This window comes from Limnothrix sp. FACHB-881 (assembly GCF_014698135.1).
GTDB lineage: Bacteria > Cyanobacteriota > Cyanobacteriia > CACIAM-69d > CACIAM-69d > CACIAM-69d.
Map to the genome: position 1 here is coordinate 90310 of NZ_JACJSN010000015.1, position 25401 is coordinate 115710.

24 protein-coding genes and 1 tRNA gene are annotated in these 25401 nt (G+C 55.2%); 15 read left to right on the top strand and 10 right to left on the bottom strand.

Annotated elements, in window-relative coordinates:
• Positions 1–10 precede the first annotated feature (10 nt).
• Together ntrB and H6G52_RS13855 are read right to left on the bottom strand one after the other, a co-directional pair.
• Entirely contained in the window at positions 11–847 is an 837-nt protein-coding gene (ntrB, locus tag H6G52_RS13850; protein WP_190529084.1) for a nitrate ABC transporter permease, read from the bottom strand.
• Between the two features lie 105 nt (positions 848–952).
• Positions 953–2326: a CmpA/NrtA family ABC transporter substrate-binding protein gene (locus tag H6G52_RS13855; protein WP_190529085.1), complete on the bottom strand. Its 1374-nt coding sequence runs from the start codon at positions 2324–2326 to the stop codon at positions 953–955.
• Between the two features lie 616 nt (positions 2327–2942).
• Between H6G52_RS13855 and H6G52_RS13860 the strand changes: the two genes are divergently transcribed.
• From H6G52_RS13860 to murD, 4 genes are all read left to right on the top strand, one after another.
• Positions 2943–3197, top strand: a complete 255-nt coding sequence (locus tag H6G52_RS13860) for a hypothetical protein (RefSeq protein ID WP_099531721.1) — start codon at positions 2943–2945, stop codon at positions 3195–3197.
• Between the two features lie 470 nt (positions 3198–3667).
• Entirely contained in the window at positions 3668–4882 is a 1215-nt protein-coding gene (locus H6G52_RS13865) for a murein transglycosylase A (protein ID WP_370567711.1), read from the top strand.
• Positions 4883–4983: 101 nt separating this feature from the next.
• Positions 4984–5478, top strand: coding sequence for a hypothetical protein (locus tag H6G52_RS13870; RefSeq protein ID WP_190529086.1), 495 nt, complete (start codon positions 4984–4986; stop codon positions 5476–5478).
• Positions 5479–5544: 66 nt separating this feature from the next.
• Positions 5545–6915, top strand: a complete 1371-nt coding sequence (murD, locus tag H6G52_RS13875; protein WP_190529087.1) for a UDP-N-acetylmuramoyl-L-alanine--D-glutamate ligase — start codon at positions 5545–5547, stop codon at positions 6913–6915.
• A 22-nt stretch (positions 6916–6937) separates the two neighbouring features.
• On the opposite strand, the gene H6G52_RS13880 is transcribed toward murD, so the two are convergent.
• Both H6G52_RS13880 and H6G52_RS13885 read right to left on the bottom strand, forming a co-directional pair.
• Complete coding sequence (locus H6G52_RS13880) at positions 6938–9682, bottom strand: DNA methyltransferase (protein ID WP_190529088.1); 2745 nt, start codon at positions 9680–9682, stop codon at positions 6938–6940.
• A 96-nt stretch (positions 9683–9778) separates the two neighbouring features.
• Positions 9779–10573: a TIGR01548 family HAD-type hydrolase gene (locus H6G52_RS13885; protein ID WP_190529089.1), complete on the bottom strand. Its 795-nt coding sequence runs from the start codon at positions 10571–10573 to the stop codon at positions 9779–9781.
• A gap of 313 nt (positions 10574–10886) precedes the next feature.
• Here H6G52_RS13885 and H6G52_RS13890 point away from each other — a divergent pair, with 313 nt between their 5' ends.
• The 4 genes from H6G52_RS13890 to aguB all read left to right on the top strand — a co-directional run bounded on the left by H6G52_RS13890 (position 10887) and on the right by aguB (position 13853).
• On the top strand, positions 10887–11186 hold the full coding sequence (locus tag H6G52_RS13890) for a 30S ribosomal protein PSRP-3 (RefSeq protein ID WP_099531728.1): 300 nt from the start codon (positions 10887–10889) through the stop codon (positions 11184–11186).
• Between the two features lie 353 nt (positions 11187–11539).
• On the top strand, positions 11540–12580 hold the full coding sequence (locus H6G52_RS13895; RefSeq protein ID WP_190529090.1) for an agmatine deiminase family protein: 1041 nt from the start codon (positions 11540–11542) through the stop codon (positions 12578–12580).
• 23 nt (positions 12581–12603) lie between these two features.
• Entirely contained in the window at positions 12604–12939 is a 336-nt protein-coding gene (locus H6G52_RS13900; RefSeq protein WP_190354041.1) for a nucleotidyltransferase family protein, read from the top strand.
• A gap of 53 nt (positions 12940–12992) precedes the next feature.
• Entirely contained in the window at positions 12993–13853 is an 861-nt protein-coding gene (gene aguB, locus H6G52_RS13905) for an N-carbamoylputrescine amidase (protein ID WP_099531733.1), read from the top strand.
• 312 nt (positions 13854–14165) lie between these two features.
• On the opposite strand, the gene H6G52_RS13910 is transcribed toward aguB, so the two are convergent.
• Entirely contained in the window at positions 14166–14327 is a 162-nt protein-coding gene (locus tag H6G52_RS13910; protein WP_190354042.1) for a hypothetical protein, read from the bottom strand.
• A gap of 293 nt (positions 14328–14620) precedes the next feature.
• Between H6G52_RS13910 and H6G52_RS13915 the strand changes: the two genes are divergently transcribed.
• Entirely contained in the window at positions 14621–15466 is an 846-nt protein-coding gene (locus H6G52_RS13915) for an S-adenosyl-l-methionine hydroxide adenosyltransferase family protein (RefSeq protein ID WP_190529091.1), read from the top strand.
• On the opposite strand, the gene H6G52_RS13920 is transcribed toward H6G52_RS13915, so the two are convergent.
• Positions 15458–17671, bottom strand: a complete 2214-nt coding sequence (locus H6G52_RS13920; protein ID WP_190529092.1) for a caspase family protein — start codon at positions 17669–17671, stop codon at positions 15458–15460. The genes H6G52_RS13915 and H6G52_RS13920 overlap by 9 nt on opposite strands.
• A gap of 117 nt (positions 17672–17788) precedes the next feature.
• Here H6G52_RS13920 and H6G52_RS13925 point away from each other — a divergent pair, with 117 nt between their 5' ends.
• Positions 17789–18442: a class I SAM-dependent methyltransferase gene (locus tag H6G52_RS13925; RefSeq protein WP_099531736.1), complete on the top strand. Its 654-nt coding sequence runs from the start codon at positions 17789–17791 to the stop codon at positions 18440–18442.
• Positions 18443–18560: 118 nt separating this feature from the next.
• Here the strand turns inward: H6G52_RS13925 and H6G52_RS13930 are convergent, their stop codons facing one another.
• The 3 genes from H6G52_RS13930 to H6G52_RS13940 form a co-directional block, all read right to left on the bottom strand.
• Complete coding sequence (locus H6G52_RS13930) at positions 18561–19244, bottom strand: hypothetical protein (protein ID WP_190529094.1); 684 nt, start codon at positions 19242–19244, stop codon at positions 18561–18563.
• Entirely contained in the window at positions 19241–19849 is a 609-nt protein-coding gene (locus H6G52_RS13935; RefSeq protein WP_234406475.1) for a DUF3318 domain-containing protein, read from the bottom strand. Before H6G52_RS13935 ends, H6G52_RS13930 begins: the two co-directional genes overlap by 4 nt.
• A 215-nt stretch (positions 19850–20064) precedes the next feature.
• Positions 20065–21603, bottom strand: a complete 1539-nt coding sequence (locus tag H6G52_RS13940; protein WP_190529096.1) for a NupC/NupG family nucleoside CNT transporter — start codon at positions 21601–21603, stop codon at positions 20065–20067.
• Between the two features lie 196 nt (positions 21604–21799).
• Between H6G52_RS13940 and H6G52_RS13945 the strand changes: the two genes are divergently transcribed.
• The 4 genes from H6G52_RS13945 (at position 21800) to H6G52_RS13960 (ending at position 23941) form a co-directional block, all read left to right on the top strand.
• Complete coding sequence (locus H6G52_RS13945; RefSeq protein WP_099531740.1) at positions 21800–22084, top strand: hypothetical protein; 285 nt, start codon at positions 21800–21802, stop codon at positions 22082–22084.
• Positions 22081–22425 carry a cupin domain-containing protein gene (locus tag H6G52_RS13950; protein ID WP_190529097.1) on the top strand — a complete coding sequence of 115 codons (345 nt, stop codon included), beginning with the start codon at positions 22081–22083 and terminating at the stop codon, positions 22423–22425. The genes H6G52_RS13945 and H6G52_RS13950 overlap by 4 nt, the downstream gene beginning before the upstream one ends.
• Positions 22426–22574: 149 nt before the next feature.
• The gene (locus H6G52_RS13955) at positions 22575–23744 is read left to right on the top strand and encodes a GTP-binding protein (RefSeq protein ID WP_199312417.1); all 1170 of its coding nucleotides are present in this window, start codon (positions 22575–22577) and stop codon (positions 23742–23744) included.
• Positions 23745–23870: 126 nt separating this feature from the next.
• A tRNA-Cys gene (locus H6G52_RS13960) sits at positions 23871–23941 on the top strand.
• Positions 23942–24134: 193 nt separating this feature from the next.
• On the opposite strand, the gene H6G52_RS13965 is transcribed toward H6G52_RS13960, so the two are convergent.
• On the bottom strand, positions 24135–24809 hold the full coding sequence (locus H6G52_RS13965; protein ID WP_242026389.1) for a TetR/AcrR family transcriptional regulator: 675 nt from the start codon (positions 24807–24809) through the stop codon (positions 24135–24137).
• A gap of 295 nt (positions 24810–25104) precedes the next feature.
• On the opposite strand from H6G52_RS13965, the gene H6G52_RS13970 reads away from it, so the two are divergent.
• Positions 25105–25377 carry a hypothetical protein gene (locus H6G52_RS13970; protein WP_190529100.1) on the top strand — a complete coding sequence of 91 codons (273 nt, stop codon included), beginning with the start codon at positions 25105–25107 and terminating at the stop codon, positions 25375–25377.
• Positions 25378–25401: the final 24 nt, after the last annotated feature.

The window sequence follows — 25401 nt, forward strand, 5'->3', positions numbered from 1 at the left end:
ATTTACCGATTTATTCCGGCAGGATCAGGGTTTGGATGTAGGCAACAGCGCGATCGAGAATCAAGCCCACAGCTCCGATGTAAACCACGCCCAAAATGATTTCGCTGACGTAGTTTTGCTGATAGGCATCCCAGATGAAGAAGCCGATGCCCAACGTGCCGCCAATCACGATTTCAGCCGCGATAATTGCCAACCAAGACAGACCGATCGCAATCCGCAAACCCGTGAAGATGTAAGGCAGGGCCGAGGGGAACAGAATCTTGAAGAAGAAGGTTTTTTGCTTGAGTTGCAACACCTGTTTGACGTTGATGTAGTCCTGGGGAATTTGCTTCACACCCACCGTGGTGTTAATCAAAATCGGCCAAACAGCGGTCACAAAAATCACGAAGATTGCAGAGATTTCCGGTTGTTGGAACGTCACCAGGGCGATCGGTACCCACGCCAGCGGTGCAATCATCCGCAAGAACTGAAAAACTGGATCCAAGGCCTTGTCAATAGCGGGTGAAAGCCCCACTAAGATCCCCAATGAAATGCCCACGACCGAGGCGATCGCATAGCCCTGGGCCACGCGCACCAGACTCGCCATCGTTTGCCAAAACAGACCCTTATCCAACCCGCCGCGATCGTAGAAGGGATAGAGCAGCAGGGTGCGGGTGCGCTCGTCGGTAAACACGCTCAGGGGGCCGGGCAACCGGGTCACACCCGACCAAGCAATCAGTTGCCAGATGGTCAGGAATCCTAAAATCCCGATCGCGGGTAATAGGATCGTGCTGCCATTTTTCTTCAGCCATAGGTCAAAGGCGGAGGGCTTGGAAATGCCATTCGATCGAGATACAGAAGGTGCCATGGTGATGTTCTCTCGAAGGTCGAAGAAAGAAGTTGAATGAAGCAGAATTCAACCAATTGGGTGTGTGAGTCGTCCTGAAGGAGTTGGTTCCTTGGGAGCGAATTCCTAAGCCTTAATGGCCAAGCTCTTGAGGTAATCTTCGGGCTTTTCAGGATCGAATTTGATGCCGTCAAAGAAGGTTTCTACCCCACGAGAAGGACTGTTGGGTACATCGGTGATCCCAGCTTCCTTGGCAGCTTCTAGCCAAATACTGTCGCGATTGACCCGTTCAACTAAATCCTTCGCCTTAGCGATCGTGAAGCCATAATCCTTGTGAAAGCCCCAACGAATAGTTTCCGTGAGGAACCAAAGATCATGGCTCTTGTAGGGATAGGAAACGCTCCCGATCGGGTCTTTCCAATAGAGCGGGCCCTTGTTGAAATCGTTGATCTCAGGCTTGCCATCTCCCATGGCATATTTGCCTGAGAAAGGCGGCTCCAGAATGTTGGCAGGAATGTTGAAATAGTTCCGACCGGAAACAATTTTCACCAATTCTGCGCGATTTTCGGGCTTGTCGCACCATTGCTGGGCTTCCATGATCCCCTTCAGCAATGCCTTGGTGGCCTTGGGGTTGGCATCTACCCAATCGGCCCGCATCGCAAAATATTCTTCAGGATGGTAGGGCCACATTTCGGTGACCAAACAAGACATAAACCCAATCTTGTCGTTCACAATTCGATAGGGCCAGGGGTCACCGGTACTGAAGGCATCCATCGTCCCGATCCGCATCCCTTGCACGGTTTCTGGCGGGGGAACAGCCAGCAAATCAATGTCCTGATTGGGGTCAATCCCACCGGCTGCAAACCAATAGCGAATCCAGAAATCTTGGTTTACGTTGGGAAAGGTGTGAGCTGCTTTGAATTTGCGACCATTAGCCTTGGCATAGTCCTTGATATAGGCTTGAGCGTTTTTGAGATCTAAGCCCAATCCTTTACCGGCATTTTTGCCAGAAACAGCGATACCGTTGGCGTTGGTCACCAGTTGGGCCAACACATACATGGGCACTTTTTTGCCGTTGGTGATGATACCATCGGTGATTAAGTGAGGCATGGGCATTTGCCACTGACCCCCATCAACCCCACCCGCTTGGGAACCGATCACCACGTTGTCGCGAGCGGCGGCCCAGTTGGCTTGCTTGGACACCTCCACTTCGGTCATGCCGTACTTGGCAAAAAAGCCTTTTTCCTTGGCAATGATCAGTGGTGCAGATTCGGCGATCGGGATGTAACTCAGCTTGGCTTTGGTGACTTCCGGGGTGGTTTCCGGGGTCAGGGCTGCGGGACTGGCGGCACTGGTGGGCGATCCTCCGGCCGGACTCGCGGCAGTGCCACCGGGTTCTGGGGGATTCCCCAAGCATCCTTTTAAAAGAATGGAGCCTGCGGCGGAGGCTCCAGCGGTCAATAGAAAGCGACGACGCGAAAATCCGAACTCATCAGACATGGCGCTAGCAACCTTAAGTGAAAGTTGAGCACAACAAATCGGGCGATCAAGGGGTCGCCAAATTTGTCATGAGTTGTGAAAAAGCCGATCGCTAAGAGCCAAGGAAATTTAAATCGGAGCTTGATGATGGGTTCTGAATCCCGCTTGTCAAGCGCCTTCCCGCTTTAGCAACTTCAGACATGCTAAAGGTTCTTTCATAAAAAGTCTAGATACTTGACCGGCTCGGGAATAATAAAAACTAAATTATTTTCATAAGCTTATCTTTATAATCTTTTTGTTGAAAACAAGTTTTGATTATCTTAATTAATTCTCACAATCGAAGATTTCACGAATTTCACAATTTAGCTAATCGATCGAGTCAAGCTGCGTTATGGATACCCCGGCTGATGCCTTGGCTGCCCCGATCGATCAGCCGCTCCACAAGGGCAGGGCTTTAAACCCTTTTTTTTGGTAAAGTCTGGGCAAGCTCCATGATTACGGTGGCCAATTGCGGGTCACTGGTTGTTTGGGGCGATCGCCGCTGGCAACCAAGCTGCCTCGGAATGAATGTTGATGAGTATGTTGATGGGTAGTTTGCTGCGGCAGCAGTTGTTGTTGTTATAAGGATCCCGGGCCGATGCCGAGAACACCTGATGAGTTTGCGGTGCATATCCTGTTGGCGGGCGGTCACCGCGAGGAAGTTCGCTTCCGCACGATTCAAGACTTCCAAAAGTGGTACAGCACGGACTTGGTTCCGAAGCAGGACTCTTCGGCCTTCATTAGCGTGCCCATCCAAAATCTCCAGGGTGAATATATGGTGGTGCGACCATCGCAGGTGTTAGGTATCCGGGTGGAACCGGTGTTTAACTCCAGCATTGATCGATCGTTTTAAGGATGCCTGGGAAGCCAAAGCTGCTCCTTTGTGGGTCTCCTCGATCGACTAGGAGTTCTTGAGCAGTCGCTTCAGGGGCGATCGCGGTTGAACGGCGGTTGGCCATTGGTCTCAAAACTGGTGTGGCAATGCAATGGAACGATCGAGGAAGCAATTCCCCGATCGGGGCTTGCGCGATCACCCGCCAGTCTGATAGCAATAGTCCGTCGATCCCCAATCCGATCGCCCCTGAGCCGATCGCTGTCGCCCCATGCCGATCGGGGATCGCGATTGCTCCTCACCGCTTCACCCCAACCACCCCCATGAGTCTGAAAGATTCCCTGAAAGATGCCTTGTGCCATCGCTTCCGCCATCGCTCCGATCAATCTGATCAATCTGAGCTAAGGGCTAAGTTCGATCACCTGGCCACCAATCGCCGTTCTGGCAATCATGCCGCTCCCAAGTTTGGTTACTGGGGGGCGGTTTTTAGTCTGAGTTCTCTTCTGGGTTCCCTGGCCTTGAGCGGTTCCACCTTCAGCGGTTCCACGGCCCTGGCTCAGGCCACCACTCGACCCACTCCGCCCCCTCTGCACCAGGGAGAAACCCCTCTCTCACCAGCGGAACAGCGGATTCCCCTGCGGCCGGTACAGGCGCGATCGATTGCGGGTCTGTTGGGCTTAGATGAGCAACTGTTCGGCCGATCGGGCGATCGCCGTAACCTGTTGCAATCGATCGACCACAGCTTGCGCTATTTGCAATCGCCAGCGGCCGCCACGGCTTACCAAAACTATCCCGTTGCCGACATTACGCGCGATCGGGTGTTGCGGAGTGTGCGGCGGTTTCGGCAACTGGTGACCCAGGCGCGATCGGCCCGCGAGTTGGCCACCTTGGTCGATCGGGAATTCATGCTCTACCAATCGATCGGGCGGGATGGCAACGGTGATGTTTTCTTCACGGGCTATTACGAACCGATTTATCGTGCCAGCCGCACCCCCTCCGCCACCTATCGCTATCCGATTTATCGGGAACCGGCCGACTTGGCCAGTTGGCGCACCCCCATGCCCACCCGCGAAGTCCTGGAAGGCAAAGATGGCCAAGGCACCAACAGCCCCCTGCGCGGTCAGGAAATTGCTTGGTTAAGCGATCGCCTAGAAGCCTTTTTGGTGCATATCCAAGGCTCGGCCCGGCTGCAATTGCCCGATGGCAACGTGATCACCGTCGGCTATGCCAACCACAACGGCTATGGCTACACCAGCGTGGGCCGCGAGCTGGCCAAAGATGGCAAGCTGCCCTTTGAAGGGTTGACCCTGCCGGTGATGATTCGCTATTTCCGCCAAAATCCCCAGGAATTGGATAACTACTTGCCCCGCAATACGCGGTTTATCTTCTTCCGGGAAACCTTTGGCGCACCGGCCACAGGAACCTTGGGTGTTCCCGTTACGCCCGATCGCTCGATCGCCACCGATCGCTCCCTGATGCCCCCCGGAGCCTTGGCTTTGGTCAACACAATGCTGCCCTATGCCAGCGCGGACGGGCGCGTGGTGAATCGCAACGTCAGCCGGTTTGTGTTGGATCAAGACACCGGCAGCGCCATGATTGGCCCCGGCCGAGCCGACTACTTCATGGGCACGGGCCCGATCGCCGGGAATCGAGCCGGGGTCACCGGGTCGCGCGGCCGGCTCTACTACCTGTTGCTGAAAAATTAGTTGCTGAAAAATTAGTTGCTAAGAAATTAGTTGCTAAAAAATTAGTTGCTGAAAAATTAGCAATTGTCCGCAAGCAGTTGGCAACCATTCGGAGATCGGCCATGAGCAACCAAGGGCTGAATGGGGCAGGGCCCCTGTCCCACGAACAGGTCACCCAATGGATTGGGGAAATTCAAGCCCTCAAACAACAGGTGACCGACCTGAAACGCGATCGGGATGCGGCCTACCAGGCCGCCGACGCTTGGCAAGCCCGTTACACCACGGAAGCCCAACAACGCCGAGCCGATCGGGAACAGTTTCAGCAACAACAGACCCGGCTGCAAGGGGAAGTCGATCGGCTGCGGGGCAATCCCGATGCAGTGCTGGACGGGTGGGAACCGCTGGGAGAGGCCGCCAGCGCCGGGGCCGCCCTGCCCGCCAGCACTCCGGCCACCCTGGCCGAGGCTCAAATTGAATGTCGGCAACTGCGCGAGCAACTGGCACAACTGGTACGGCAGCTCCAGGCAGAACGAGAAGCCCACGATCGCACCCGACGGGATTTGACCACGGCCCTGGGTGACGCGATCGATGCCTTGGAACGGGAACGGCAGCGCTAAAGAGAGTCTGATTCAAAAACAGCAGTTCAGAAGCAAAAGTTCAGAAACAAAACGGGAGCCTTGAGCGTGCAAACGGCTTGGATTGTGGGATTGGGTAAATCTGGAGTGGCGGCGGCGCAACTGTTGGCGGCCCAGGGCTGGCAGGTGACCGTGAGCGATCGGGGAACGGGCGATCGCCTGGCCCCGATCGAAGCCACACTCACCCAGTTGGGCATCCAAGTCCGATTGGGCGACACCTTCAACCCCGACCCGATCGAGCCGCGACCGGATTTAGTGGTGGTCAGTCCCGGCGTGCCTTGGGATAGCCCCGGCGTGGCCCGGGCCCGGGCGCTCGGCATCGACACGATCGGGGAAATGGAGTTGGCTTGGCGCAACCTGCAACAGACCCCTTGGGTGGCCATCACTGGCACCAACGGCAAAACCACCACCACCGCCCTCACGGCCGCCATCTTTCAAGCGGCCGGCCTAAAAGCGCCCGCCTGCGGCAACATTGGAGCCGCCGCCTGTGGCTTGGCCCTGCCGGAAGCTGACCCGATCGATTGGGTGATTGCCGAAGTCAGCAGCTACCAAATTGAATCCTCCCAAAACCTGGCCCCCAAAATTGGCATTTGGACCACCTTCACCCCCGACCACCTGGCTCGCCACTACAGCCTAGATAACTACTTCAACATCAAAGCCAGCCTGATCGATCGAGCGGCCCTGCAAATTTTGAACGGTGACGATCCGGCCCTGCGGGCCCAGGCGATCGCCCCCTATCCCAACGCCATTTGGGCGAGCGTGGACGGGCGTGACCAGTTGCCCGCCAACCCCGATCGGGGGGCTTGGGTCGAAGACGGTTGGGCCGTGGTGGCTGGCCAAGCGATCGTGCCCGTGAGCGCCCTGGCCATGACCGGCCGCCACAACCAACAAAACCTGCTGATGGCCGTGGCTGCGGCCCACTACGCTGGCATTGCCCCGGAAACCATTGCCCAGGCGGTGCGCGACTTTCCCGGCGTGCCCCATCGTCTGGAGCGGGTGGGCAGTTGGCAAGGCATCGACTTCATCAACGACAGCAAAGCCACCAATTACGACGCGGCCGAAGTGGGGCTGAAGGCGGTGGCCCAACCGGCGATCCTGATTGCGGGCGGCGAGGCCAAAGAAGGGGACGATCGCGCCTGGATTTCGGCCATTCAGTCCCGAGCCGCCGCCGTTTTGCTGATTGGCAGTGCGGCCGAAACCTTCCAAGCCAATCTGCAAGCGGCTGGCTATGGGGCCACGGAAATTGTGGAAACGCTCGATCGGGCAGTGCCCCGGGCCGCCGAGTTGGCCAAAGCACACGAGGCCCCGATCGTCTTGCTGTCGCCTGCCTGTGCCAGCTTTGACCAGTTCCCGAATTTTGAAGTTCGGGGCGATCATTTCCGCCAATGTTGTCTCGATTGGATTGCCCAACAAAGCTAAAAGACGGTTTGGCTTTGATTAGTTAATTCGACCGATCGCCTGGGGGTCGATCGAGCGCCCAGGGCCCGACGATCGCTTCACCTTGTTGTTCTTTTTCTGCCAATTCCAAATTCAGCGCCAACAGTTTTTCCAAAATGTCGTCGCTGGCTTTGAATCCGTAGGCTTTCAGTACCGCCTTATCAAGTTTGGCGTGGAGTTTGGCGAGGCCGCTGGCGGGTTCGTGGAAATAGCCGTTATAGAGTTGGGTGATACCCCATTGGCGTTGTTCCATGATTTGGGTGCGGTAATCGTGCAAATCCTGGGCGATTTGCCGAATGTCGTTGATGATTTTTTGGCTCGGTTTTTGGGGAAATGGAAAGGTTTCAAAACAGGTGTTGGGCGTATAGCGCGTATCGCCTTTAAGCGTTGAAGCTTGTTCTTTGACCCACTGCCGGTGTATATCCGAAGTCAAAATTCCCAATACATAAAAATCATCCGAAGCAACAACATTAGATGCGTCACCTGGTAACCATTCCAGTGGGGCAGGAATGAACGTCACCCATTTGGAGTGTCGCGGAATTGTTAAATAGAAGTCCCGAAGATGAGCTAGAGCCGTCCTCATGGCTTCGTTAGTTCTCTTAAATCGCCACCACTGTTCTCGAAGAACTAATTCTCGACTATTTTGGCGAATTGGACGAACTGTGTTCTCTAAATGCTTAAATGGCAAGCTGTATTGACTAGCTTCATCATAAGATCGATTTTCAAAATCAATGATCCATCGGCTTGGCTTGCATCCAGGAACCTTGGTTAAATTAGTTCCAGTAGAAAAAGGCTTAATAATGGATTGATTCTTTTTATCTGAAATCACCCAAGTTTTAACTGTTTCTTCATCAACAATAAAGCCCTTGCCAGTTGGCTTTACACCCTCAAAGCAAAATCCTCTATTGCTTAATAGTTTTTCCGCTGACGAAACATCCAATGATTCCGAGAGAGATGGCGTAATTTGCGAAACTATCTGATCATCCAAAATTAAAAGCTTTTGATCATCATAACTCCAGTTAACAATGCTGACTTGAACAACAGCCTCGCCAGACCAAGGCTGTGAAGAAACGGCACTATAAATCCTTCCTCCGTTCTTTGTAATGTAGTCTAAACCTGCTTTTCTAGTGTTTCCCTGTCTAATGGTGTTAGTTGCAACTAGACCTACCCTAGTAGATGCTATAGAACTCTCGTGAGCTAGCCGAAACCAGTAGGTACAAAAATCGACTTGATTTTTTACCTCTGGAAATCTAGAGAAAACCTTTTCAATATACTTATCTCCGAGTTCCTTACGAATTCGATTTCCACCCAAAAAGGGTGGGTTGCCAATGATGGCATCCGCTTGGGGCCAGGAATTAAACAGCGCATCTTGGCGCACAATATTTTGATCCAATGTGTCCAAAGGCAGGGCTTCTTCCTTGATTTGGAGCCGATCGATTGCTACTTTTCGGGCGATCGTCATCGTCACCTGCGCCAACTGCACCGCAAACGAATTAATATCAATCCCAAAAAATTGCAGCGGACTCACCGACCTCAGCGGTATTTGCACCGACTGCTTGAGATCACAGATGCGATCGAGAATTACCTTCTCCAGATCCTTCATTTCCTGATAGGCCACATAGAGAAAATTTCCCGACCCACAAGCCGGATCAAGCACCCGATACTCGATTAATTCCTGGTGCAATTTCTCAAAATCGTTCACCGTTTTGGCCGCCTCAATCTTCGCTTCCCAATAGTGCGAAATCGTCGGCCGCACGATTTTCATAATGTCAATTTCTGACGTGAAATGCATTCCATGGGCCCGCCGCTCATCACCATTCGCCGTGCCCTCAAAAATGCTGCCAAAAATTGCCGGTCGAATCTGGCTCCAATCCTCTTGGGCCGCAACCTTCAGAATTTCTAGCTCCTTCGAGTTCAGCTCGATCGGCAACACCTTGGCAAACAAACCACCGTTGAAATAGCCCACCCCCTGAAACCGACCCGCAGGAGCTATATGATTCCGATTCATTTCATCAAATAGCGCACCGAGAATCTGATAAGAACTCTCACCTTCTAAACAGTCCAAAACGCAGCGCGTAAACAAATCCGACGGCAACAGCCCCCGATCTTCCGCGAACATTGCCAAAACGCACTGCAACACAAACCGCTGAATATCAATCGGTTTAAAACTTCCGGATTTGGTGTAAAGTCGCTTCTCCAAGTCTCGATAAAGCTGCCCCATCCGCATGGCAGCTTCTTGGGTAATTTCCTGTTGATTGTTGTTAAAAACCGGCTTTGTTTCACCCGGCTTCATGAACGCAAATGCACTCGATCGCTGGCTGAGATCTGCCAAAGCAATCCGATCGACCGGCTCATCAATTTGCGTATCGAAATCGTAAATCCAAAACCAATCGAAATTGCACAACACCACGTAGCGCGGCCGGTTTGGAACCAGGCGCTCCCAATAGGTGAAGGCTTGGCGGCGATGCTTCTCCAGGGATTCGCCGCGCTTTTTCATTTCAAACAGCACCCCCGGCCGGGGCGGCTTGTCGCTCGATCGCCACACCAAATCCGCAAAGCCCGTGTGGCCGCTGGCGCTGCCCTTGGCCACCCGCGTTTCAAACACCGCCCCCGCTGCGATCGCGTCCGCATAGCCAAAGGCCGCAAAAAAGCGATTCAAAAAGGTTTGGGCCTCGCCTTTTTCATCACCTCGAAAAACTTTTGCTGCTTCCGAAAAGGCCAACAACGGAGCCGGATCAATCAAAGCCATAGGGGCAAAGCCATGGGAAATGTGCGATCGAACTGCTCCCTATTGTCGGGCCAAATGCTGAGTTCAAGGCCTCGTTCAAGATCGAAGCCGCCGCAGTTAATGCCAATCTCGAATTCGATCGCCCGCTAATTCCGTTACCGACGACAACACAACATCTGCGCCATTGGCCCTCAAGGTGGCAGTGTAGCGATCGCGCGTGGCCGAATCAACCAGGGCATGGGGCGGCAAAATGCCCACCGCAATCCAACGGCGATCGGGGGCGATTTTGCGCGCATTCAGCACCGTTTGCATGTCCGCCGCCGTGTCGCCCGCATAAATCACCGGCAGTTGCAACCCGGCCGGTTCCAGGTGATCGACCACCATTTGCAAGCCCGTGGGGTCGGGTTTTTCCGGCGCATCATTCATGGCCACCAACACCGGATCGATTAGCCCCACCCGCTGAGTTAAAACAAAATTGGCTGAGGCCGGTGTAGCGCCGCTAAAAAATCCCCAGCCCATTTGGGACGCGGTGAGCTGTTCAAAATAGGCGCGATCGACCAGCAGTGGTTCATCGCAAATGTAGCCCGTCCAACTGCTGGGATCTTCGGGATTGGGGCCGCGATATCGCTTTTGGAAAAACAAGACCAATTCGTCATAGTTCAGGGCCAATTCTGCGCGCGATCGCCCCTGACTTTCCCAAAATCGATAGACAAATTCCTGAGAGGCTAACCAATCGTTATTCCAAGATCCTTCGGCTTTAATCGCGTCAATGTCCGCCATCGTTGGGCGAAATTGGCCATCGGTGAAGGCTTCCACCGTGTCCGCCAAGGCACGGCGGTAGGACTGGCCCACATCCCGAATTACGCCATCAATGTCAAAAACCGCGATCGCCTGGAGAGAATTGGAAGTCATGGAAAGGGTCAATCAACAGAATAATCTGCAATCCTGTTTCAACAGCCGCAACCATATCATGGCGACATCGCGGCGACATTATGGCGATCTCGTGGCGATCTGGGGGCCTGTGGCGATGATCCGATCGCTGCTAATTGCGGAAAGGCGATCGTCAACCGCCCCCTTGCGGTACGATAGACTGCTGTGCTGTCGTCAGTTGCGATCGCCCTGGACGAGTTGAAGACCCGCTGGAGTCGCGTAAATTTCGTCTGAAGATCCCGACTGGCCGAACCCTTGCCAAATACCCGTAGCAGTCGATCTTGGAGGCATCAGCTTGTCGAAGTTTATTTTAAAGGTTCTCTGGCTTGAAGAAAACGTCGCTTTGGCGGTGGATCAAGTTGTGGGCAAAGGAACCAGCCCGCTGACGGCCTATTTCTTCTGGCCGCGGAACGATGCGTGGGAACAACTGAAGTCGGAGCTGGAATCCAAGCATTGGATTTCGGAGTCCGATCGGGTGGAATTGTTGAACCGCGCCACGGAAATTATCAACTACTGGCAAGAAGAAGGCCGCAAGCGTCCTCTGGCCGAAGCCCAAGACAAATTTCCCGATTTGGTGTTCACGGGCAGCAACTAGTGAGCAACGGGGGGCGATCGGGCTGCAAAGCTGTCGATCAATCCCCGTTGAATCGTTGTTTTCAATCAGCGCGGTGGCCTCGGGGCGATCGCGCTTGATTTTTGGCTAAGTTTCGTTCGATCCATTGGGCATTGATTGAGGTTGAAGACGGCGGCTTAACCGGCTGTTCACCTCGATCGGCTAGGGTGAACGCAGCATTGACCCCATCAGCCCGGTAGTAGCGCGGTTAGGCCAAAGTACGCCACAGATGGGCGCACGGCGGTGCGCCCCTACGAAATGTGCTTGATCGCCATTTCAAACCGCCATTTCCAATCGTTTGATCATCTCCAGTCCTGCAATTCTCATCACGTCCCATGTATTTCCCTCCTGAATGGCACGAACATGCGGCGGTTTGGTTGGCTTGGCCCAGCCATCCCGATTTGTGGCTCGATGCCTATCGCGATGTGCAATCGGAGGTGTTGGGTCTGGCGCGGGCGATCGCCGATTGCGACCCCGCCACCGGCCAGCCGCGTGGGGAAGCGCTGCACGTGCTCGCCTGCGGTTCGGCCCAGGTGGCGGAAGCCCAAGCCGCCCTGGAACCCTTGGGAGCCACAATTTACGACGAACCCTTTGGGGACATTTGGTTGCGGGACACGGGGCCGCTGTTTTTGCGCGACAGCTTAGGGGAGCCGGTGGCGATCGGGTTTCGGTTCAATGGTTGGGGCGGCAAATATCTGCTCGACTATGACGACTCGGTGGCGGAACGGATCGCCCTGCAATCGGGGGTGGACTTTTTGCCGCATCCCTGGACCCTTGAAGGCGGGGCGATCGACCACGACGGCGAAGGCACGCTGCTAACTACCCGCCAATGCTTGCTGAACCCCAACCGCAATCCCGATTTGTCGCAAGCGGACATCGAAGCCAAGCTGCAATCCAACTTGGGCATTGAGCAAATCATTTGGCTGGGCGATGGGCTGCAAAACGACCACACCGATGGCCATGTGGACAATTTGGCGCGGTTTGTGGCTCCGGGAACGGTGGTGTGCATGGAACCCAGCGGCCCCGATGATCCCAACCGGGAGGCGCTCCTAGAGGCGATCGCCACGTTGAAGGCGGTACGGGATGCCAAGGGCCGGGCGATCAAGGTGTTGACCATCCCATCACCGGGTCGCGTGGAAGACGAGGAGGGCGAGCTGATGGCCGCCAGCTATGTCAATTTCTATATCAGCAATACGCGGGTGATTGTGCCCCAATACGGTTCGCCCTTTGATGGGGCAGCAGTGGTGGCCTTGCAGGCGATCGCCCAGGATTTGCGAGATATTTGGGGCGATCGGGAAGTAATCGGTTTGCCCGCCAAAAATATCCTGCAAGGGGGTGGCTCGTTCCACTGCATTTCCCAACAGCAACCCCGCTAGCGATCGCGATTTGGAATCGTTCTATGCTCGATCGTCCAATTACCCATCAGGTTGCTCCTAAAGCTCTCCCAATTGAAATTCCTGAACCGGCTATTCAGGACTTTTGCCAACGTCACCACATTCAAGTGTTGGCGCTCTTTGGTTCTGTTCTGCGCGAAGACTTCCGAGATGATAGCGATGTGGATATTTTGGTGCAGTTTTTACCGGGTAAAACACCAGGGTTCCAAATTGTGACGATGCAGGACGAACTGACTCAGCTCTTTGGAAAAGTCGTTGATTTGCGAACACCGGCAGAACTCAGCCGATATTTTCGCGATCGCGTTTTATCTGAAGCCTATATTCTCTACAAACTCAGATAGCAAGTTTAGATTTAGAGTCTATTTCCATCACCAACAACCATCCTTTTCAACCCATGACAAACCATCGCACTGTTACCGTTGCTGCCCTGCAAGATGCCTTTGAAACCTGGAATTTACAGGACAATATCGATCGCGTTGTGGCCGCCGCTCGCCAAGCAGCTAGCCAAGGGGCGCAAGTAATTTTGCCGCCGGAATTATTTCAAGGGCCCTATTTTTGCAAAGAAGAACGGGCGGAGTTTTTCGCCTCGGCTTACCCCGCCACGGAACATCCGGCGGTGGTGGCCATGCAGCAGGTGGCGCGGGAAACGGGCACAGTCATTCCCACCTCAATTTTTGAGCGCGACGGCCAGCACTACTACAACAGCTTGGTGACGATCGACGCGGACGGCTCGATCCTCGGTCTCTACCGCAAAAGCCACATTCCCGACGGCCCCGGCTACGAAGAAAAGTTCTATTTCCGGGCGGGCAACACGGGCTTTAAGGTTTGGCACACCCGGTTTGGTTGCCTCGGTGTCGGCATTTGTTGGGATCAATGGTTTCCCGAATGTGCCCGATCGATGGTGTTGATGGGGGCGGAAGTGCTGCTCTATCCCACGGCGATCGGCTCGGAACCCCAGGAGCCAAACCTGGATACGCGGCCCCTGTGGATGCGGGCGATGCTGGGCCATGCGGTTTGTAATGTCGTGCCCGTGGTGGCGGCTAACCGGATCGGCAATGAAGAGGGGCAAAAGTTCTACGGCACGAGTTTCATTTGCGATCACCGAGGCGAGCTGCTGACCCAAGGGGCGATCGATCAACCCGAAATCCTGATGGCTCAGTTGGATTTGACTCAGACGGCGCTCGATCGCGCCAGTTTTGGTTTTTTCCGCGATCGCCGGCCCGAGTTCTATGGGGCACTGACGGAATCCGCCTAAAGCAACCATCTCCACAGCCGCCTGGGTCGTCGGTTCGTAGCAGACCCAAGGCAGATCGCAATCTCGATCAAAACTGATCGATCGAAACCCGCTTGGGACGCATCCGATCGCGGATCTTTGGGCTGCGGGAAGAACTGCTGAAAGCAGCCCCAATACAAAGCTGCCCAGGTTTTGCGACCCAGGCAGCTTTGATGTGATGACTTTTCCTTGGAAGATCAGACGGGCGGGAACTTGCGACAACGCAGAACCCAAGCGCCGATCGGCAAGCGATTCTGAACAAATTGAATCAGCTCTTAATTGACGGATTGACAGTTATTTCAGGTACTCAGCTTCGGCTTCGAGGCTACGAACCAAATCGTTGTCACCCTTGGCGCGAGCCACTTCAATGCGGTGTTCCAGCAGCTTGCGCAGATTTTCGCGGTGAACTTGCGCAACTTGGGCGGGGTTGGGGCGATTGCGGCGGATTCCAAACATGGCTAGGAAACGATCGACGAAAGGTGGATAGGGGTTGAGAGTGCCTGGGACGATCGTTGAAGTGACCAACCAGACGACAGAAGGCGCGAATGCTGCGATGATTCAGCTTGCAGAAGCCAATCATTAGCTTCGGCTGGCGACACTAGCCACTCCTTAGAGGGCCTTCCATTGCTAAGATAGCGTAATTTTGATTCAGAAAGTATCAGCTATTACAGAAAATTTATCTTTTTTCAGAATCGATTCAAGTAACTGATGTTCAAATGATGTTCAAGGCCCCCATCTTTCGGTAACCCATGGATTTTTCCTCAACAGCTCCCCTCACCGCTTGGTTAGCGCCGCCTCGGCCGATCGCCCTGTTGACGGACTTTGGCACGGCCGATGGCTATGCGGGGGTGCTGAAGGGGGTAATCGCCCAGGTCAATCCCGCCATTCCCACCATTGATCTGACTCACCAAATTCCCCCTCAGGATTTGTGGGCGGCGCGGTTTGTGTTGGCCAATTCGGCGGCGGCGTTTCCGTTGGGGACGGTGTTCTTGGCGGTGGTGGATCCGGGAGTGGGGGGCGAACGGCGGCCGATCGCGATCGCCTTTGATCGGGGCTGGTTGGTGGGCCCAGACAACGGCCTTTGGAGTGGCCTGTTGGCGCAATTCCCGGCGGAGTCGGCCGTGGTGCTGACCCAGCGCAACTTTTGGCGATTGCCGAACCCGAGCCACACATTCCACGGCCGCGATATTTTTGCGGCCGTGGCGGCCCACTTGGCTAATGGGGTTCCGTTGGCGGATTTGGGTAACCCGATCGACCCGGCCAGTTTAGTGAATTTGCCGTTGCCGGGTTTGGTGTCCCATCCGGCGGCCGGGGCCAATCCGGCCAGCTTGGAAGGAGTGGTGCAGCATGTGGATCACTTTGGCAATCTGATTTCCACCATTCCGGCCCAACGGGTGAGCGATCGCTCCTGGCGCGTGCGCATTGGCGAGCAACTGATTCCCTCGCAACTCACCTACAGCAGCCGATCGCTCCATGACTTTGTGGCGCTGGTGGGTAGCCACGATTGGGTGGAGGTGGCCTGTGCGGGGGGGAATGCGGCCCAGCGGTTGAATCTGAATCGGGGCGATCGAATCCTGGTGGAGTTTCTAAATTAACCGAAAGGGCAATTCCCAGGCCATCCATTGCCGACAGTCGAGGGTATAGCTATCGGGGCTGGGCGATCGACTGGGGGGCGCAGCATGATTCACGCTGATTTGCTGGAGATCTTCCAACAGTTGGCGGGCCAGGGCCAGCGGTTGCGCCAGGGGCCACAGGCGATCGCCCTCACCGGTTTGCCGACTGGGCAAGCTGGCCTGCACCCGCTCCAGGGGATCTCGACTGAGCCACACCAACAGCGACCCCAAGCCCCGACTGGGGGCAGCGGGCCAACTGAGGGTTTGGCGACTGTTGGGGGCCAACAGGGTTTGGCCCGGCTCCGTATCCTGCCCCAGGTCTTGCACCAGGGTGGCTCGTCCCAGGGAATCCAGTTGCAACACTAAGGCCCACAGGGGAACGGTTCCGGCATTTTCCAGGGTGAGTTGGGGCCGGCTGCCGCTGGTGAAGGTGGCCGGGGCGATCGAACCGTTGGGGCCGATCGCACCGCCAGCGTTGGGCAAAGTGCTCCATTGCAGAAGGGGGCGATCGGGCGTTTCCAAAGCCGCCAGGGTGATGCGCACGGGCCAACCGGCTCCCTGATTCAGCGTGGCCCGCCAAAGTTTCCGCGCCAACAAACTATGTAATTGTGGCCCTAAGCGCTGCACGGCGGTCTTGAGCGCTTCGCCACCTTCACCCACCGTATTGGGCCAGAGGGTTTGGCCCGGTCGCCAGAGGCCATAGGCGGTTTTGGTTTCGTCTCCGTTGGGGTCAGGATTGGCAGTGGGGCGGGCCGCCCGGGCAAACCAAGCATCGATCGCCCGGTTTTCGGGATTCACCACCGTCACATGGGACAAGGCATCAAAGGCGCTGGTGGCATCAATCCGCTCAATGCGCTCAAAGTTTGGATCGAGAGCCACCTGTAGCCCCAAGTTGCGGGACAAAATGCGCCACCGTTCCCGCAAGAGTTGCCCCGATTGCCAGGCGAAGGCCTCAACCGGGCGATCGCGGCTGTCTTCGGTCACGGGTTGCCCGATCGCCCGCCAACCATTGCGGCTGGTGATGCGCAGTCCCCCAATCCAGGCTGTGTCATCCGCTGAATTCGTGGCTGCGGGTTCCAGAATGAGACCCTGGGTTGCGCCTGCCAACACCGCAGGGGCCAAACCGGCCAAGCTCACCGTCACCGTGCGATTCACCGAATCCGTGGCCAAGACTGTGCCCGCGCTGGGCCCCGCTGCCGTGGCCAACCATTGCCCCAAGTTTTCCCCAATATTTCCCCCAATTTTTTCCCCAATATTCTCCCGAATCGCAGCGGCCCCCAGCCGTTGGGCGATCGGCTGTTGCTGGCCCCCTTGATCCGTAACCTGGGCGGCGGTGCGAGCCAGGTCAAACCACAGGGTGCTGGCGGGGAGGCTGTTCCAAAGTTGTTGCACCAAAGCCCAGGTGAAGGCCCCGGCCACAAATCCCGATTGGGGCAATTCCAGCACGGGGCGATCGGACTGGCTGGCCCGCAACCACCACCCGCTGGCGGCGGTCGATCGCCCCGATCGGGCGCGGCGTAACTGTTGCTGCCAAGCCAGTTCTTCCGGATCCAGAACACCAGGGGTGAGCATCGGGCGCGATCGATGGCGAACCCAAGCTTGGGCCGGAGCAGGGGCAAATCCCGCATCCACAACGCCCAGCACCCGTTCCGTGGGCAGCGATCGCAGCCAGTCTTGAATCGTGACTTCGCTCCAATCGCGCAGGGGGGCGATCGGCTCTGAAGGGGTCGCCGCCTCACGGGTTCCGGCGGCCAAATGGCCATCCACCGGAACCAACAGGCCCGTTCCATCGGCCAAAATGCCCCCATAGCCGCTGAATTGCCACACCACCGCATCACCGGCCCGGAGTCCCGCCGCGCAGTCCTCCAATGCCGCTTGCCATTGGGCCCGCCCCGCCGCCCGATCGGTCAAGGTCACCACATCTGCCGCCTGAAAGCCCAACCGCGAAGTTAGGAGTTCTTGCCAGAGGGCCACATCATTCAGGCAACCTTCCAAGGCCACCGAGGCCGCGTTGGGGGCGATCGCCGCCGGTTCGTATTGATTAATGCCAATTAACAGGGCCTTGCGCCGGCCGGTTGGTTCCGCCAACACTTGCGCCACCCGTTGGGCTGCGATCGCCTCTGCCAGCCCCCATCCGGCCAGCGCCGCTCCCGATCGCCCCAAAAAGTCTCGTCGCGAAAGTGCCATAGCTTTCAACTCGCCGCCGTCCGATTCATCCTAGCGCGGTGATTCCCCGGCTCAACCAGCAATTTTCTGTACCCTAGTATTGATTGCCCATTTCTATCGCTTTTCTGCCCGATCATGATGCTGCTCCGTCCCGACGATCGCACCAAACTCGATGACAGCAACGACAACTTTTTTTACCAAGACCCACGGTTGGTAACCCATGTGGATGAGGGGTTTATTGATCGGCTGACTCAGCTCTATGGCCAACAACTGCAACCCAACACCAAGATTCTGGATTTGATGAGCAGTTGGGTTTCCCATTTACCGGAAAATTTAACGTTTGCGGAGGTGGTGGGCCATGGGATGAATGCGGCGGAATTGGCCAAAAATCCCCGGCTCGATCGCTCCATTGTGCAGAACTTAAATGTAGATTTGAAACTTCCCTTTGAAGATGCCTATTTTGATGCGGTTTTGAATACGGTTTCCGTGCAATATTTGCAATATCCGGAAGCAATTTTCAGTGAAATTCATCGCATTCTGAAACCCGGCGGCATTGCCATTGTCAGTTTTTCCAATCGGATGTTTTATCAAAAGGCGATCGCAGCCTGGCGCGATCGCTCCGAAACCGATCGAGTGGCCCTGGTTTGTGAATATTTCAACCATGTGCCCGGCTTTGGCAAACCGAAATACATAATCGAGCGATCGAGCGGGCCCGCCTTCCTGAGAATGTTGGGGCTAGGCGGTGGTGATCCGTTCTATGCTGTCATTGCCCAACGGGAACCGGTTGCCTAGATTGCTTGATTTGGGATTGCTTGATTTGGGATTGCTTGATTTAGGGTCGTTTGATCTGGGATCGCTTGATTTGAGATCAATTCCGGGGGATTAACTCACGGGAACTCAATCCTTGGGGTTAATCCACCGGGGTAGGATCAGGGCGATCGGGCAAATTAGCCGGTTCAGAAGGGACGGGATCGATCGGGCGGAAGGATTGGAAAAAGGCCCGAGATTCCGGCCAACCCATCGATGACTCCGCCGCCGTGGTACCAAAAACCAGCACAAATAATTGGCTATAGGCGGGGCGAAAAATGGCGCGGGCTTCGTATTGAATGCCGCGCTTGTTTTGAAAGGAAAATTTGAGAGTTGGCCATTGGCTCGATCGCACCCATTCCGATCGTTGAACCCGTTCGGCCCCAAACTGCAATGCCACCCCCGTGGCCACATGCTGAAGGTAATGTGGCAATGAACCGGAATTGGCGGAATCAATGGCCGGCCCCGCCTGATCACCCCTGGCGTAATAGAACCGCGTGCCGCCGTCGTAATGAGCGGAAACCCAGGGATCCGTTGAGCTGTCGGGTATGGCCGGAAACCAAATTTGAAAACTGCGATTGGGCGCTTGGTACTGATACCCTGCCGTGCCCGTTGGGGTGGGGCGGGCGGTCTCCGTGGCCGTCAGCTCCGCCGTTGGCCCGGGGGCCCTGTCTGGAACTGAAACTCCCGGGTTCGATCGACCACAGGCCCCCAGGCCCCCACCGAGGCCCACCGCCAGCATCACTGTCACCAGGGCAACCCGTCGCACCAATCGCCTAGGGATCATGACTCATGCCGGAGGGGAGATAAACCGGCGATCGCGCGTAAGCGTTGACAACGAAGCAATTCCAAAAATTCCATGCCCGGTCGCCGCTCCAATTGGGCCACTGCTTCGATGCCTTCAAGCAACAACCGAGCCGCTTCCGGTTCTTCGTAGCCCCGACGCACCGCCACCGCGATCGCATCGAGATCCACTTCCAATTCCCGCTCGGTTCGCTGGTTGTTGCGCCAAATTTGCCAGCCGGCCAAGCCCGCCAGCCCACCGGAAGCCACTGCCCCCAATGCGTCCCCTTGGCTAATTTGCCAAGCGGCGCTGGCCAAGCCCACCAAGGTTGCCCCTTGATACCAGTTGGGTTCAACCCAGCGCACCCCCATTACCCAACAGGATTGGCGCAACATCAACAAATCTCGCTGGGGCCGGGGAATTCGCCGCCACAGTTCAAAATTCACATAGATTGGTCGATCGCGCTGCCAGGGCAACGGCAAGGTACTCGACAACACTTGAGGTTGCTCTGAACGACCCACAATCTTGATTGTCATCCGTGCCGAAGCCGGCAACAGATCCAGTAAGCGCAATATTTCTGGCTCAGGATTCGGCATCGATCGCCCCACAACCCACCTATCCCATCAAACTCAATACCGTAGTCGAAAAAGGGGCAGTCTGGATCTGTTGTGGCTAAGTCTGTTGTAGCTAAGTCTGTTGTAGCCAAGTCTGTTGTAGCCAAGTCTGTGCCACTCTCGTCCCAATCACGGATAGCACCAGTTTGCCGAATTCGATCATGCATCCCAAAAATGCATCCCAAATTTAAAAAATTTGACGATCCACCCTAGCGCGGTGCGGGGGCCGGAGTTGCGGTTGGGGGGCTGGGTTTCACCAAGGTTGGCGTGGCCGGCGCAAGCTTGGTGGGCGGCATGGGCGTGCCCAAAATATGGGGGCTGCCATCGTCATAAAAACCCGCCACACAGGCAATCATCAGGGAAGCTAGCGTGCCCACAAACAGGGCCCGCCAACCCAAATTCAGCAACTCCCGTCGCCGCTGGGGAATCAGGGCGCTCAGACCCCCTACAAAAATGCCCAAGGCTGGCAGGTGGGCAAAGCTGGAGAGCGCATAACTCACAATCAACAGGGTGCGATCGCTGATTGCGTCGTCTCGGCGCAGTTCCGCCAGGGTTTGATAGGGCGGAATGGCGGTTTCCAAGAGCCGCCGACCGATAACCACCGCCGACTCCCAGGCATCATCCCAAGCCACCCCCGTCAGCAGTGTGAGCGGAAAGAAACAAATTCCCTCCAAGTTGGCCAGGGTAACCACTCGAAATAATTCCCCGATCGGCCCGGGAACCAGCCCTAACGCAACAAAGAAGCGATCGACCAGCGACACCAACCCCACAATCAACACCAGGGCCGCCACAATCCAGCCACAAATGCGTAACCCTTCCAGGGCCCCCGCCATGGCGATCGCCCAGGGACTACTATCCGGCTCGATCGCCCCGCCGGCCATGTCTCGATTGCCCAAGGTTCGATCGGCCAAGGTTCGATCGCCCAAGGAACTTTCAGCCGCATTAAAAGGATTCAGGGGATAGTGTTCTGGTGTGCTTGGACTGGCTGGATTCAGAGGATTTTGCGATAAATTTGCCATCATTACCCCCGACAGGCGATCGCGCGTCAGGGGCACTTGGGTTTCCGGAACCAAAATTTTGGAAAGTACAAAACAAGCCGGAATACCAATAATGGCTGCCGAAATTAAATGACCTAAAATGTTTGAAAAAACCGGCTGCAAAAAGTCCACATAGATCGCCAACGTGGAAGAGGAAGCCGTTCCAAAACAGCAAGCCAAAATAGCGCATAGCTCGCTGCGCGTCATTCGCGACAAAAACGGCCGCACCACAATCAACGCTTCAACCCCCGTCACCACATTCACCACGCCGCTTAGTGCTTCCGCTCCGCTCAGTCGGGTGGTTCGATAAAACAACCGCGAAAAACCATTCACAACCGCTTGCATGACCCCCAAGCTGTAGAGCAGGGCCATCAGTCCTGAAAAAAAGACCACCGTGGGCAAAGCGCGAACGGCAAAGATATAGCCCAAAGGTGGGTTTTCGCCAAAATCTTTAGAAACAAACTGGGAACCAAAAATGAATTTTGCCCCCGATTCGGCAGCGGCAAAAATCCCATTGAGAGCACTATTTAAAACATCAAAAATATCGCGCGTGATGGGCAGCCTGAACACCAGAAACCCCAACACAAGCTGCAGGCTCAGCCCCCAAATTAACGTGGCCCAAGGAATGAGTTTCCGATTTTCCGAAAAGAGCCAAGCCACACCGCAAAGCCCAAAGATGCCCAAAAAGGAAACGAGATTGAGATAACTCATGAGCAGGACAAGGAAATGAATTAGCCCCACGCCGCTGCTGCTTAGCCTATTTTGGGCGGCGCTATTTTGAGCGATCGAGTTCAGGAGCGCTCCCCCAAATTAAAATGCAAGGAGGGGTTAAATAACAGCCATTGCCACTCGATCGCCCTCCGATACCCCTTGGCGGAATCCTGGTCAGCCCACCTCTGAGAAACCTATGGATGCCTTTGCACCGGAAGCACCCGATTGGACAGACTCCGCCGTTCACGCCCTGGAGTTCTGTTGCCCCACCTGTGGCGCATCGGTTTTAGAAGCGGAGCGCGTGTGGATTAATCGGCGATCGCCCGTGCTCACGGAAACCTACCGCCGCAAGTGGCAGGAGTTCTATGGGTGTCATTGCGGCTGCGTGTGGTGGGCTTGGAGCGATGAACGCCCCCCGTCTGATTTGGTGGCCACGGAGCCGCCAGCACCCCCCGAAAATCGAGGAGAGGATTGGTTTTGAAACGAGTTGCGCTCTCGGAAGTCCCGATCGAGCGGGTTTCCCACAACCCCGCGATCGCCAAGCAAGTGCTCTTGCGACAAGGCGACCTTCCCCACCTCACCAACTTTTCCCGAGCCTGCTTTGCGCCCGGCCAGGTCGCGCCCGGCCATGCCCACTCGGATATGCACGAAGTCTTCTTCATTGAAGCCGGCCAGGGGACAATGATCGTTGATGGGCAGCGCTTTGATCTGGTTCCGGGTGTTTGCCTGGCGATCGCCCCCCATGAGGTGCATGAAATTGCCAACACGGGCCCCGAAGAATTGGTAATTACCTACTTTGGCCTACGGGCGATCGGGGATTGAGCAATCCCACAAATCTCAGCTATCTTTGAGAATGATTCTCATCCCATTGACAATAGCCAGAAGCATCCCCCAGCGCCTACTGACCTAGCGTCCACCCGCTAACGGCCCATCCACGCCCTACTTCATTTCCTTTCATCAATCCCTGTCCCATGGCCACCAGTCAAGATCTAACCGCCCCCAGCCCAGTCATGGCCGCCCCTAAATTGGGCTTGCCAGTCACCATCATCACAGGCTTTTTAGGCAGCGGCAAAACCACCCTGCTTAATCATATTCTGAGCAATCAACAGGGTCTGAAGACGGCTGTTTTGGTCAATGAGTTTGGTGAAATTGGCATTGATCAAGAGCTGATCGTTGAAGTCTCAGACGATGACAGCGTGATTGAACTCGCCAACGGTTGCATTTGCTGCAACATCAATAATGACTTGGTGGATGCGGTCTATCGCGTTTTGGAACGAGAAGAACGGATTGACTATCTGGTGGTGGAAACCACGGGCTTGGCGGATCCTTTGCCCGTGGCGTTGACCTTCCTGGGCACTGAACTGCGGGATATGACGCGGCTCGATTCGATCATCACCTTGGTCGATTGCGAAAACTTCAGCCTCGATTTGTTCAACAGTGAAGCTGCCTATAGCCAAATTGCCTATGGCGACATTATTTTGCTGAACAAAACCGATCTCGTTGCGCCCGAAAAGGTGGAAGCGCTTGAAGAACGGGTTCGGGAAATTAAGCAAGGCGCTCGCATTTTGCGCACCCAAAACTCGGAAGTGCCGTTGCCTCTGGTTTTGAGTGTTGGCCTGTTTGAATCGGATCAGTACTATCACCCGGAAGAAAGTGCTGATGCCCATGATCATGACCATGAACAAGCGCATGATCATCACAACCATGACGCTTGCGATCATGACCATGAACAAGCGCATGATCATCACAACCATGATGCTTGCGATCATGACCATGGCCATTGTGTCCACGACCACGATCATGACCATCATCACCACGGCCATGACCATGACCACCATCATCACTCCCACCACCTAGAAAATGATGGATTTGTGTCCGTTTCCTTTGAGAGCGATCGCCCCTTTGTGATCCGCAAGTTCCAGAGCTTTTTGGATGATCAAATGCCGGAAGCAGTCTTTCGGGCTAAGGGAATTTTGTGGTTCCAAGAAAGCGAAAATCGCCACATTTTTCACCTGTCTGGTAAGCGCTTCACCCTGGAAGATGATCTTTGGAAGGGGCAACCCAAAAACCAGCTCGTGCTGATTGGGCAAAACTTGGATCAGGCTACGTTGCTGTCGCAGTTGGAAGATTGCCTGGCCTAGGCTGAGGCGATCGGCTGCGGTGGGCGATCGCGCCGTTTCCCTCGCTGGTTCAGAATTTTGAGCCTGGGGGGTTGCCCAAATGCAAAACTGATGGCAGAATGACATCTGCCGAACAGAACGGCGCAAGGCGGCATGGCCAAGTGGTAAGGCAGAGGACTGCAAATCCTTTACCCCCAGTTCGAATCTGGGTGCCGCCTTTTAAAAGACTTCAATCAATCCCGGCAATCGGCTAACCCCGGTAATTGGCTCAAGACCCTGTTTTGCGCCTGCTGTTTGGGAATTGCTGAGCAGCGGGTGCAAATTGCACTGGAGGTGCACAACCGCGCTCGGTAATCATCAAATCAGGCGATCGCCTCCTGCTGACGCTGAGTGAACCTCTGAACCGATCGATCAGCTTTCAAGGATCTCGGAGTCTTCAAAATGATTGTCTTCAAAATAATTCAATAAATAACTCAACATTAATTTCTTCGTTTCCTGAACTAAGCGGGTTTGCGCCAAGTCCGTCTGCCCGAAAGTAAACCATAGCAATGTGCCAATTCCCTTGACGATCACAAAGGCGATCGCCTCATAGGTTTCTGCCGTTTGACCGGGATAGCGATCTTGAAAATAGTCAATGTAGCCCTGGATCAGGCGATCGTCATTTTCTGCATCAATTTCGGCCAGCTCTGGCAGTCCTTGCAAGGGCATGAGAATCGCTAAATAGCCCGGGTGGGTTTTCAGAAATTGATCGAAAGAATCAACAATCCGATCAACATAATCCTTGAGGGATAAATTTTTAGCCTCTGAGGCATGGAGTTGGAGAAATAACGCATACATCTGATCGTTATAGCGCTCTGCCAAGGCTCCGACGATGGCGTTTTTGTCGGGAAAAAACTGATAGAGCGACCCGATCGGGACTTCTGCTTGGGCCGCGATCGCCTGGGTGGTGGTGGCGTTGTAGCCTTCGGCGATCAAAAGTTTTTCTGCCACATCCAAAATTCGATTCACGCGGGCTTGGCTGCGGGCCTGGCGTGGTTTCTTGCGGGCTGCTGGTTTGGGGGGAGCTTTGGTTCCGGGAGTCATCATGCGTTGAACTGGGGCCAATAGGGGGCTTGACAAAAAACGAGGATCGCTCATATCTTGAATATGAGCAAATTTCATATTTATCTTTCCACTTCAAGGTTCCTATGTCTAGTTCCCCGCGCTGAAGCCATTTTTGATTGGGCTTAATTAAGCTTAATTGGGTTTTCTGGAGCTTTTTCTCGAAATTTCATCGCTGAATACGACGTTTCCCCGGCTTAATCGTATGTTCAACGTGGCGTTTTTATATCGAGCATTTGAAATAAAAAGTGCGCCCTCAGTCCCCAATCCCCTGAAACCGATGCTGCGGACGATTTCAAAACTCACGCTGACTCCAGCTTCTGTTCCTGCCGAATCGAAGCCTGCTAGCAACCGGCCTCGCTGGCCCTGGGTGCGTTTCTGGCGCTGGGGTCGCTTGCGACTTGCTCCTTGGATGGCGCTGCTGACGGCCGGGTGGAGCCGCGTGGCCGCCTGGGGAGATCAAGACCACCACGAGCGATCGCGCTGGTTGGTGGCCCTCAGTCGCATCAATTTTGTGGCGGTGTATGGATTGTTGAGTGAACTGCTGTGGTGAACGGTTTGAGTCGGTGATAGCAAT